This is a genomic window from Pseudomonadota bacterium (assembly GCA_039196715.1).
Lineage (GTDB): Bacteria > Pseudomonadota > Gammaproteobacteria > CALCKW01 > CALCKW01 > CALCKW01.
Genome location: JBCCUP010000116.1, coordinates 1 through 9979 on the forward strand (window position 1 = coordinate 1; position 9979 = coordinate 9979).

General features: G+C 63.3%; 9 protein-coding genes. 1 reads left to right on the forward strand and 8 read right to left on the reverse strand.

Going from position 1 to position 9979, the window contains the following annotated elements; translation table 11 throughout:
- From AAGA11_21750 to AAGA11_21770, 5 genes are all read right to left on the reverse strand, one after another.
- A partial coding sequence (locus AAGA11_21750; GenBank protein ID MEM9605498.1) for a DUF4432 domain-containing protein occupies positions 1-348 on the reverse strand: 348 nt, incomplete at its 3' end.
- A gap of 5 nt (positions 349-353) precedes the next feature.
- On the reverse strand, positions 354-1424 hold the full coding sequence (locus AAGA11_21755) for an ABC transporter ATP-binding protein (GenBank protein MEM9605499.1): 1071 nt from the start codon (positions 1422-1424) through the stop codon (positions 354-356).
- 3 nt (positions 1425-1427) lie between these two features.
- Positions 1428-2612 carry a carbohydrate ABC transporter permease gene (locus AAGA11_21760; protein ID MEM9605500.1) on the reverse strand — a complete coding sequence of 395 codons (1185 nt, stop codon included), beginning with the start codon at positions 2610-2612 and terminating at the stop codon, positions 1428-1430.
- Positions 2609-3763, reverse strand: coding sequence for a sugar ABC transporter permease (locus AAGA11_21765; protein ID MEM9605501.1), 1155 nt, complete (start codon positions 3761-3763; stop codon positions 2609-2611). Before AAGA11_21765 ends, AAGA11_21760 begins: the two co-directional genes overlap by 4 nt.
- A gap of 16 nt (positions 3764-3779) precedes the next feature.
- Positions 3780-5246 carry an extracellular solute-binding protein gene (locus AAGA11_21770; protein ID MEM9605502.1) on the reverse strand — a complete coding sequence of 489 codons (1467 nt, stop codon included), beginning with the start codon at positions 5244-5246 and terminating at the stop codon, positions 3780-3782.
- A gap of 157 nt (positions 5247-5403) precedes the next feature.
- On the opposite strand from AAGA11_21770, the gene AAGA11_21775 reads away from it, so the two are divergent.
- Complete coding sequence (locus AAGA11_21775; GenBank protein MEM9605503.1) at positions 5404-6135, forward strand: SDR family oxidoreductase; 732 nt, start codon at positions 5404-5406, stop codon at positions 6133-6135.
- 64 nt (positions 6136-6199) lie between these two features.
- Here the strand turns inward: AAGA11_21775 and AAGA11_21780 are convergent, their stop codons facing one another.
- The 3 genes from AAGA11_21780 to AAGA11_21790 all read right to left on the reverse strand — a co-directional run.
- The gene (locus tag AAGA11_21780) at positions 6200-8008 is read right to left on the reverse strand and encodes an assimilatory sulfite reductase (NADPH) flavoprotein subunit (GenBank protein ID MEM9605504.1); all 1809 of its coding nucleotides are present in this window, start codon (positions 8006-8008) and stop codon (positions 6200-6202) included.
- On the reverse strand, positions 8005-9720 hold the full coding sequence (gene cysI, locus AAGA11_21785) for an assimilatory sulfite reductase (NADPH) hemoprotein subunit (protein MEM9605505.1): 1716 nt from the start codon (positions 9718-9720) through the stop codon (positions 8005-8007). Before cysI ends, AAGA11_21780 begins: the two co-directional genes overlap by 4 nt.
- Before the next feature lie 72 nt (positions 9721-9792).
- Positions 9793-9979: peroxidase (locus AAGA11_21790; protein MEM9605506.1), on the reverse strand; the 187-nt coding region annotated here is incomplete at its 5' end.

The following is a 9979-nucleotide window of genomic DNA, read 5'->3' on the forward strand; positions in this document are numbered from 1 at the left end:
GTTCGGCAGCTCGCCGTGCAGCACGTGCGTGTCGGTGGGCCCCGGCGCGCCGAGGCCCGTGAGGCCACAATGAATCAGGAAGCCACCGTAGGTCTCGAGGTAGGTGCGGGTCTCGACGGGCTGGTCGAACATCGAGCGCATGGTAAGTTCGCGGCCGTCGAACGACGCGCGCCAGACCTGCTGCCCCTGGTAGGGCAGCACGGTGATCTCGCCGCGCGCGTTCGCCACCCGCAGCGCGCACACACCACTCGGGTAGCGAAAGGCCGACACGCTGAACTCCCCGGTGCGGCAGACCGGTTTTTCGTGATCGCAGAACAGCGCCTTTGGCAGGTCGATCCAGACGGCCATGGCCGCTAGCGCACCCGAAAACCGGTGGCCTCGTCGAAGACGAACAGCTTGTCGCTCGGGATCACCACGCCGATCGGGTCGCCCTGCCGGCCGTCGAAGTCTTTTGCGGCCTTGACGGAGATCTGATCGCCGCCCCAGTCGACCGTGACCAGCGCGTGATCGCCGATCAGCTCGTTGGTGTAGATCGCCCCGGTCAGCGTGCCGTCGTCCGGCGCAGACACGGTGCAGTCCTCGGGCCGAATGCCAAGCACGGCCTTGTCGACCCGCCCGGTCACGCCGGTCGGCACCCGCACACCCTCGGTCAGGAAGGCGTCGCCCTCGAGGCTGCCGTGGATCACGTTCATCGGCGGCGACCCGATGAACTGCGCGACGAACAAGTTGGCCGGGTCGTTGTAGATCTCGGCCGGGCTTGCCAGTTGCTGCAACAGGCCCTTCTCGAGGATGGCGACGCGGTGCGCGAGGGTCATCGCCTCGATCTGGTCGTGGGTCACGTAGATCGTGGTGATGCCCATCGACTGCTGCATGTGCTTGAGCTCGGCGCGCATGTGGCCGCGCAGCTTGGCGTCGAGGTTCGAGAGCGGCTCGTCCATCAGGAACACCGACGGGCGGCGGATGATCGCACGCGCGAGCGCGACGCGCTGCCGCTGGCCGCCGGAGAGCTCGCGCGGGAAACGCTCGAGCAAGCCGTCGAGTTGCACCTGCCGAGCGGCATCGCGTATGGCCGCATCCATCGCGTCCTTGGCCACGCGGCGCACCTTCAACGGAAAGCCGATGTTCTCGGCTACGGTCTTGTGCGGGTAGAGCGCGTAGGACTGGAACACCATCGAGATGTTGCGGTACTTCGGCAGCACGTCGGTGACGTCCTGGTCTTCGATGTAGACGCGCCCGGCCGAGGGCGTTTCGAGGCCCGAGAGGATGCGCAAGGCGGTGGTCTTGCCCGAGCCCGAGGCGCCGAGCAGCACGACGAATTCGCCGGGTTCGACCTCGAGGTCAAAGTCGCTGAGCACTTGCACGTCGCCAAAGCGTTTCTCGACATTCTCGAACCGGACCGACGCTTTCTGCTGGTCGTCAGACATCACTCACCCTTTCATGGCTCCAGACAACACCCCGCGTGAAATGAACCGCGTCAACAGAATGGCCATGACGATGACGGGGATGATCATCACCACGATCACGGCGCACATCTCCCACCAGAAGATGCCCTTTTCCCCGGCGTTCTTGGCCGCCACCATGATCGGCATGGTCTGCACCTTCACCGTCGCCAGGAACACGGCAAAGAGGTATTCGTTCCAGCTCAACACGAGGATCAGCAGCGTCGTGGCCGCGAGCCCCGGCCGCGTGAGCGGCAGGACAATCTCCCAGAAGATGCCGAGGCGCGTCGCGCCGTCGAGCTGCGCGGACTCCTCGAGCTCGATCGGCAGGCTCGCGAAGAAGTCGTGCATCAGCCAGACGACGATCGGCATGTTGGCCACGGCGTAGAGCATGATCAGGGCAATGTGGGTGTCGAGCAGCTTGACCGCCTGGAACATCACGTAAATCGGGATGACCACGACAATCGGCGGCAGGATGCGCTGCGAAATGATCCAGAACAGGATGTCGCCGTTCTTGAGCTTCATCTTGTAATGTCGCCCGATCGCGCGCACGAGAAAAAAGAACATCGCGAGTGCCACTGCCGAGGAGGCCCACCAGGCGACGCCATAGTAGGTGGTCGCGATGATCACGCCGACCAGCAGCAGCACGAAGGTCATGATGTTGCCGAACTTCGGCGCGTACTGGATGCGCGCCAGCGCGTAGGCGGCCATCGAGCCGACCAGCACGCAGATGGCCGTCGAGAAGATGCTGATGACGACCGAGTTGGTGAAGGCGAGATAGATCTTGCAGATCTGCGGCTCCATCGGTTCGATGGTCACGAAGGGCGAGAGCACGAAGGCCACCGAGTTGTGCGCCAGCAAGCCGAACTGCCGGCCGATGGCGGCGACATTGCAGTTCGGGTCTTCGGTGAACTGCGTGCGCCAGGCGTCGAGCGTCGGCTGGAAATCGATGAACGGGAGGTAGTACGGCCCCTGGTTGACCGCGGCGGCGTCCTTGAACGACGTGATGATCACCCAGTAGATCGGGAACAGCACAAACACCGACCACACCGCCAGCAGGGTGTAGGCCACCACTTTGGCGGCGGGCGACATCTTGCCGACCGCAGGCGCCTCGAACAGCCGCTGGAACAGCGTGCGGTCGGCCTGGCGAAAGCGGTAGGTGGTGTCGCTCATGACCGAGCCTTCCTGAGCTGGCCGAGCACCACGTAGTTGAAGAAGGACGCGCACACCACGACAGTCAGGATCAGCAGCAGGTAGGCGATTGCCGCCGAACCGCCAAGGTCGTTTGCGCGCCAGATGTACATCGAATTGAGCGTCATCGACTCGGTGGCCGAACCCGGCCCGCCGCCGGTCATGATGTTGGGCAGGTCGACGATCTTGAAGGCCTCGATCATGCGGATCAGCAGCACCGTGACGGCGACCGGCACGACCTGCGGCCAGGTGATCTCACGGAAGATCTGCACGCTTGACGCACCGTCGACCTGCGCGGCCTCGACGTGATCGCGCGGCACGTTCTCGAGCGCCGCAAGCATGCAGATGAAGATGAACGGGATCCACTGCCAGGAGTCGCCGATCATCATGATGAAGCGCGCCGACCACGCGTCCGCCGACCAGATCCAGTCGCTGAAGCCGAGTAGGTTCAGGATGGGCTCGATCGGGCCCTTGCTGACGTCGGCGACCATGCGCATCGCGTAGCCGACGCCGAGCGGGGTGATCATCAGGGGAATGAAGAACACCACGCGGAAGAAATTCTTGCCGGAAATCGGCTGTGAACACAGAAACGCAAGCCCGGTACCGATGATGAACTGTACCGCACACCCGACGATCACGTAGAAAAGCGTGGTGTACAGCGTGCCGATCGCGTTGCCCGAAATGAACGAGGCGCAGAGGATCCAGGCGAGGAAGATCGCCATGGCAGCGGAGATGGTTCGGCCGATCATGCCGACCCAGGTGGTTCGTCTGATCGAACGGATCAGCCACCAGAGCACCGCGATCACGATAACCGCAAACACCGCATAGCCGAACAGCGTGACCGGTTCGGTGCGGCCGAGAAAATGCACTTCGGCGCTGCCGAAGAACTGCTTGGCAAAGTTGCGAAAGCCAACGTAGCGGAACTTGAGGCCACTGCCGGTGAACCGCACCCGGCTGAGGGCAAAGAAGATCGAGTAGATCGTCGGGAAGATCGCGAAGATCAGGATGAGCGTGACACAGGGCGCGATGAAAAACGTGCGCGCGTGGCGGTCAACCCACTCGCCAAGTCGGTCACGCAGGGGCACGCCAGCCGGGACAGTGCCCGGCTGGCGTGTGTCGTCGGGAAAAGCCACGTGTCGCTAGCTGTGATCAGCCGCCCAGCGCCAGGGCCTGTGCTGCGACCTGCTCGTCGCGGCCGAAATCCTCGGTGATTTCCTCCCAGCCTTCCTCGATGTTTTCGAGCGCTTCGTCGACGCTGATCTCACCCGCGAGGTAGCGGGCCAGTTCGGTGTCGAGCACCACGCCGGTGTACTGCTGCGCACCCGGGATCTTCATGTCGGAGGACATGTTCGGGTTGTCGAGCGCGGCATTGATGGCACCGAGGTAGTTCTCCGCGAGCGGGCGCGGCATGCCGGCTTCGACCCAGAGGTCGATGTTGGCGAGCTGCGACACACGGTACGGGTTGTAGCCCGTGGCCCCGATGGTCACGTCGACGCCCGACTGCTCGGGTTGGTTCATGTGCGACAGGAACGCGTAGGCCGCGGCCTTGGTCTTGTCGTCCGCCCGCTTGTTGACCGCACCGGCCCAGCCGCCGAAGGCCGCGAAAGGCGAGTAGTTCACGCCGTCAACCGCATGCGGTGCCGACTCGGCCGTCACCGGCACGAGTTCGCCGGTTTCCCGGTCGAGCACTTCGCGCGAGCCGATCGCCGAGATCGCGTAGAGCTTGCCCTTGATCGCGGACGCGTCGTCGTCGAGCTGCAAGGTGCCTGGGTCGCCCCACTCGACCAACAGGCCACAGCGGCCCGCCTTGAACAGCGCGCGGGTGTCGCCGATGTCGAGGTTCAGCTCGTCGGGCGGACCGTATTCACCGGTCGCCTTGTAGAGCTCGAAGGCCTTCTTCCAGCCGGCGTTGTTGATCAGCGGCTTCATGGTCGCGTTGTCGAAGTGGAAGCCCTGGGCGGTGCCCTGGGTTTGCACGATCGGCGCGGCGAAGGTCTGGATCGCGAAGTAGGACTGCGCGTTGCGCTTCTTGAAGATGCACGACCCGAAGTCGCCCTCACCGTCGCCGTTCATGTCCTGCCCGTGGATCTTCGAGGCGACGTCGAGGTAGTCCTCCCACGTGGTCGGCGCGTCGAGGCCGGCCGCTTCGAGCACGTCGGTGCGGTAGTAGACCATTTGAAAGTCGCCATCGACCATCAGCAGTTTGGTCTTGCCGCCGACCTTCTGACCGAACTCGCGAAAGTACGGCGCGATGTCGTCGAGCTGAATCTTGTCGTCTTCGGCGATGTAGGGGTCGAGGTCCTCGAGCAGCCCAGCCGCGTCGAGTTCGACACCCCAGCCGGCGGCGAAAACACCGACGTCAATGGAGTTGGTGCCGGTGGCCCAATCGTTCTGGATCTTCGGGAAAATTTCGGCAAAGGGCACTTCGGTGACCACGATCTTGGCGCCGGTCATCGCCTCGAAATCCTTGCCCCGTTCGATCAGCGGGCCCGCGATCACGTAGCCCGGGCGCGTCAGCACATTGACCGTCACGCCGTTGAAATCCATCGCTGCGGCGGGGCCGGCCACGGCCATCGCGCCGACGAGCGCGCCCACCATCTTCCGTTTAAACATCATGAAACTGCCTCCAAGGTAGTCGTACTCCGGCGTCATCTTCCGCCAGTCTGCCCGAGACTAACCGGCAACATACTGAAAATCCACTCTGCCCAAATGCACTTTATCGTCAGCGCGCAGGCTGCCATAGTGGTGGGCTGAGGCGTTGGAGAGGGCGGACATGGACACAGGCTTGAGCGAGCGCACGGTGCTCGTGACCGGCGCATCAGGCGGAATTGGCGCGGCGACCGTCCGGCAACTGGTGGCCGAAGGCGCGTCGGTGATTGCAGCCGGTCGCAACGCCGACCGGCTCGAGGCACTCGCTGCAGAGACCGGCTGCGCGACGCGCGCGTTCGATGTGACTGTCGAGTCCGAGGTCGAAGCGGCCCTCGCCGACACGCCGCTCTACGGCGTCGTCAACTGCGCGGGCTGGAGCGGCGAAATCGCGACGCCGATGGACACCGACACCGCGGTGTTCGACGCCGTCATCAACATCAACGCGCGCGGCACACTGCTGGTCACGAAGTACGCCTCACGGGCGATGGTCGACGCCGGCGACGGCGGCGCGATTGTCAACGTCTCGAGCCAGGCATCACTGGTGGGGCTCGCCGGCCACATCTCCTATGCCTCGTCCAAGGGCGCAGTCGATGCGATGACGCGCGTCTCGGCGCGCGAGCTCGGGCCACACGGCATCCGCGTGAACGCAGTCAACCCGACGGTGGTGATGACGCCGATGTCCGAGTGGTACTGGGGGCGCGAGGAAATCGGCGGGCCTTTCCTCGAGACCATGCCGCTGCAGAAGTGGGCCACCGAAGACAACTGCGCGGCGCCGATCGTCTTTCTGCTCTCGGACGCCGCCGCGATGATTTCCGGTGTCTGCCTGCCGGTTGACGGGGGCTTCACAGCCGTCTGAGCGCTGGCTTTGCATGCGAGCGCGCAACGCCATCGCCGCAGGCCCGGCTGTGCGCCCGGGCCAGCTAATACACATCCCGTTGGTAGCGTTTGTCGTCGCGCAGGCGCGTCAGGTACGCAACCGCTTCGGACTCCGAGTACCCCCCGTGTTGCTGCAATACCGTGATCAACGCCTGGTGTACGTCTTTTGCCATACGGTTGGCGTCGCCACACACGTAGAGGTGCGCGCCCTCCTCCAACCAGGCGTACACGTCCTCGCCCTGCTCGACCAGGCGGTCCTGCACGTACACTTTCTCGTTTTGGTCCCGGCTGAACGCCACGCTGAGTCGGGTCAAGAGACCGGACTTCAGGTAATTTTGCAACTCGACCTGGTACAGAAAATCCTGGCGGAAGTGCGGATTCCCGAAAAACAACCAGTTGGCCCCTGAGCCACCGATTGCGTCCCGCTCTTGCAAAAATCCGCGAAACGGTGCAATGCCGGTGCCTGGCCCGATCATGATCACACGCGTTTCGGGAGACTCGGGCAAGCGAAACCGGTCGTTGCGTTCGATGAAGACGCGAACGCTGTCGCCCTCCTGCGCGCGTCGGCAGAGAAACCCGGAACAGCCGCCGTGGCGCTCTCTGCCCTCGTGCTCGTCGCTCACCAGGGCAACGGTCAGGTGCACGTCGTCGTCGACTTCACGCTGGCTGGAGGCGATCGAATAGAGCCGGGCTTGCACAGGTCGCAGGCAGTCGATCAGGGCCTGTTCACCGATCTTGGCCGGGTGTTCACGCAGGATGTCAAAAATTTGCCGATCGGCGAGGTACTGCCGCAGTGCAGCCTTGTCCTGACACAGTGCCATTAGCGCAGTGTTTTGGGTGGCTACAGCGTATTTTTCAACAAAGCCTGGGTAGGACTGGGTCAGTTCCACGTCTTCGACGAGGGTTTGACGTAAACGCTTTTTTCGCTTTCCGGAAGCGACTTCGGCATCCGGGTTCAGGTGGGCCCGTCCAATCAGCGCATCGACCTCGGCGTGGTCGTTCTCGAAGTACACACCCAGCGCGTCTCCCGGTTGGTAGCTGAGCCCGGAATTCTCAAGAGCGATTTCAATGTGGCGCACGTCCTTGGTGGAATCGCGGCCAGTGATCTTCTGGACCACGCTCAGCTCGGCGCTGTACGGGTTTTTTCTGCTGTAGATCGAAACGGGTTCAGCGCCACCGAAGGCGGTGCTTGCGATGCTCGCCGAGTTGTTATCCGTCTGCTGCTTGAGCGCGGGTTCAAACGCCGTGACGGCACTGTCGATCCAGAGCTCAGCAGCGTCGTCGTAGTCCACGTCGAGTAGCGCGTGCTCCAGCGCAACCGTGGCGCCAAGCGCGGTCAGGCGACGCTCAAAATCGATCGCGGTCTGGCAGAAATGCGTGTAGCTGCTGTCTCCCAGTCCGATAACCGCAACCTGTGCGCCGTCGAGTTTAGGGGCCTTTTTCGAGGCGAGAAACGCGTGCAGCTTTTCAGCCGACTCGGGTGGCTCGCCCTCGCCGTACGTCGACACGACGATAACCAGGTGGTTTTCGTTTTTGAGCTGATTGGGCTTGTAATCCGCCATGTCGACCAATGTGACAGGCAAGGCGTTCTCACCCGCTTTGCGCGCCAGCGTCTCGGCCACCGCTTTGGCATTGCCGGTTTGGGAGCCGTACAACACGGTCAGGGTCGCAGCGGCACTCGGCAACGGCGCCACCGCCGTGTTCGCGGGCGCCGCAGCCTGCGCGGCGGCAGCCAGGTAGCCACTCACCCACGCCTGCTGAACGGGTGTCAGGCTGCCAACCAAGCGATCGATGTGTTGAATCTGCTCCTCGGACAGTGGGCTCACGGCCGGTGGCACTTGCGACAAGATCACGCGTGGAAATCCCTTTTCGCGACCACCACTTCGGGCACCACGCCCTGTCGAATGACGAAGTCGCCAAAGCCTTCTTGCGGTTCGCGCTCGCGCGCCCAGCGCCCGATCAGCTCATCGAGGACAGCAAGAATCTCTGGCTCCGCCGCGTTTTCCAAATACAGCTTGGGTATACGCGTACCGACGCGGTTGCCACCGAGATAGAGGTTGTATTTGCCCGGCCCTTTACCGACCAAACCCGCTTCCGCCAGCATGGCCCTGCCACAGCCATTCGGGCAGCCCACCACCCGCAGCACCAGGCTGTCGTCGGCGATACCGTGCTTGTCCAACAGGTTCTCAACCTTGCCGATCAGACTCGGCAGGTAGCGCTCCGCCTCGGCCATCGCCAGCGGGCAGGTCGGCAGCGCGACACACGCCATGGAGTGTTGCATCTGCTCACTGACCCGATCGTCGAGCAGGCCGTGGTCGCGCGCGAGACGCTCGATGAGCTCACGTTGATCGGCAGGTACGCCAGCGATCACCAGGTTCTGGTTCGCCGTCATGCGGAAGTCGCCCTGGTGCACCTCCGCGATTTTCCGAAGGCCGGTCTTGAGCGGCCGGTCCGGGTAGTCGAGTATGCGGCCGCTGAGCAGGTAGAGGGTCAAGTGGTGTTTACCGTCAACGCCTTCGACCCAGCCAAATCGGTCGCCGCGGTGGGTAAACGCGTAGGGGCGACTGGGTTCGAACACGATGCCTGCGCGCCGTTCGACTTCAGCCTTGAAGCGCTCGATGCCCACGCGGTCAAGGGTGTACTTGGTCTTGGCGTTTTTTCGGTTGCTGCGGTTGCCCCAATCGCGTTGCACGGAGACCACATGTTCGGCCACCGCCAGGGTGTGCTCGAGCGGAATGAACCCGAAATCATCCGCCTTGCGCGGGTAGGTCGAGGTGTCACCGTGGGTCATCGCAAGCCCCCCGCCGACCAGGACGTTAAACCCGATCAACTTGCCCTGCTCGGCGATGGCAACAAAGTTCAGGTCGTTGGCGTGGATGTCGACCTCGTTGTTCGGTGGAATCGACACGGTGGTTTTGAATTTACGCGGCAGGTAGGCACTGCCGAGGATGGGTTCTTCCGTCGATGTCGCTTTTTCACCGTCGAGCCAGATTTCAACGTAGGCCTTGGTCTGCGGCAGCAGGTGCTCGGAGATCTTCTTCGACCACTCGTACGCCTCTTGGTGCAGCGCCGATTCGACCGGGTTGGTCGTGCACAGGACGTTCCGATTCACGTCTCCAGCGGTGGCGATGGAGTCGATGCCCGCACTGTTGATCACCTGGTGCATGTTCTTGATGTCAGGCTTGAACACACCGTGGAACTGGAAGGTCTGGCGTGTCGTCAACCGAATCGAGCCGTACAGTGTGTGCGCCTCGGCGAAGTCGTCGATGGTCAGCCACTGGGCGGGCGTGATGATCCCGCCCGGCATGCGCGCTCTGAGCATCACATTGTGCAGCGGTTCGAGTTTTTGCTCGCGGCGTTCCGGTCGCAGGTCCCGATCGTCCTGCTGGTACATGCCATGAAAGCGGATCAGCTGGAAGTTGTCCGCGCTGAAGCCGCCCGTGATGGGGTCGGCCAGGTCGTCAACAATGGTGCCTCGCAAGAAGTTGCTCTCTCGCTTGAGGCGTTCGTTGTCGGAGAGCGGGCCCTGGACAACCGGGTCTGATACGGCGAGTTCGTTCTGCATCGTGAGGCGGTTCAGTTGTTGCGCATGAGACGTCCCCGCGCTCGGCCAGCACCGGCACGGGGCGCCACGGGGCTACACAGGGGCTTTGACCTTGCGCAAGTACGGCAGCACGGCGTCAATCTCACCGAACTTCGCTTTCGCGTCTTCGTCGCTCACTGCCGGGGGCACGATGACGTCCTGTCCGAGCGTCCAGTCGGCGGGTGTCGCCACGCCCTTGGACGCGATCTGCAGCGCGTCGAGCGCACGCAGCACCTCGGCA

Coding starts and splice junctions, on each gene's coding strand:
- AAGA11_21755 (MEM9605499.1), bottom strand. CDS start 1,424: ATGTCTGACGACCAGCAGAAAGCGTCGGTCCGGTTCGAGAATGTCGAG.
- AAGA11_21760 (MEM9605500.1), bottom strand. CDS start 2,612: ATGAGCGACACCACCTACCGCTTTCGCCAGGCCGACCGCACGCTGTTC.
- AAGA11_21770 (MEM9605502.1), bottom strand. CDS start 5,246: ATGATGTTTAAACGGAAGATGGTGGGCGCGCTCGTCGGCGCGATGGCC.
- AAGA11_21775 (MEM9605503.1), top strand. CDS start 5,404: ATGGACACAGGCTTGAGCGAGCGCACGGTGCTCGTGACCGGCGCATCA.
- cysI (MEM9605505.1), bottom strand. CDS start 9,720: ATGCAGAACGAACTCGCCGTATCAGACCCGGTTGTCCAGGGCCCGCTC.